This is a genomic window from Streptococcus sp. 3705, assembly GCF_013277145.1.
Taxonomy (GTDB): Bacteria; Bacillota; Bacilli; order Lactobacillales; family Streptococcaceae; genus Streptococcus.
The window spans coordinates 1-795 of sequence record NZ_VMMJ01000046.1; the positions used below are offsets into that span (position 1 = coordinate 1).

1 protein-coding gene is annotated in these 795 nt (G+C 30.8%); it reads right to left on the minus strand.

Annotation, left to right across the window (positions count from 1 at the left end; all coding sequences use genetic code 11):
* Positions 1 to 64: 64 nt before the first annotated feature.
* Complete coding sequence (locus HT714_RS09480) at positions 65 to 352, minus strand: DUF3270 domain-containing protein (protein ID WP_173227210.1); 288 nt, start codon at positions 350 to 352, stop codon at positions 65 to 67.
* Positions 353 to 795: the final 443 nt, after the last annotated feature.

Here is a 795-nt window from a genome sequence, read left to right on the forward strand (position 1 = left end):
CATCTTAAATACTCTGTTTTCCTTAATTTTTTACAAATCAACTTGATTAGACCTGGGGTATGATTTATCTTCTAAATTTTCGTTTGATAATAGAGCGTTGGACTTTTAAAACAAGTAAGCTAAATCCAATTGCTGCGACAAATGCAAGAGCAGTTGATAATTTTAATGATAAAAAGATAAAACTAAAGATAGCAATGCAGATACAAAAAACAGCAATATTAATAAAAAATAGGATTTCCTTGAGATTGGCATCAGATTGTGCTTCAGGTGTATAATCTTGATAGCGAGGAATCTGATGATTTAATTCTTCTTGATTGTCTACCTCATAGGATTGTAATTTTCTTACAGGCATTATTCTCTCCTTAACTGTACATACCTATTTTATCATTTTTTCAGCAGAGAATTATTACAGAAAGGTTACAAAAAGAATAAAGTCCCTTTTCATTTTCAAACTATTGTTCAGGTTGAAAATAGATTAGTAAAAATTGAAACAGTATATTAATACTCTTCAAAACAAGTTAGCGTCATCTTGTATTAGGTATATGTTACTAATTTAGTCAGTTTTATCTACAATCAAAAAACTGTTCTTTGATTTTTATTGAGTATATAGACTGCAAATTGTGTTTAAAAATGGTATAATGATAAAGTTATATAGTCCCGATAAGATGGTAGGTATTTCTATTTTTTCTTTTGCGTCGCAACTCGCAAAGAATGACGGCTCCAAAGTCGTTCGTTATTCTACGGTTGCCGCTATAGGGGGATCACCCTATGCGCCTTACTAGCTTCAGAAATAAA

Coding starts and splice junctions, on each gene's coding strand:
- HT714_RS09480 (WP_173227210.1), bottom strand. CDS start 352: ATGCCTGTAAGAAAATTACAATCCTATGAGGTAGACAATCAAGAAGAA.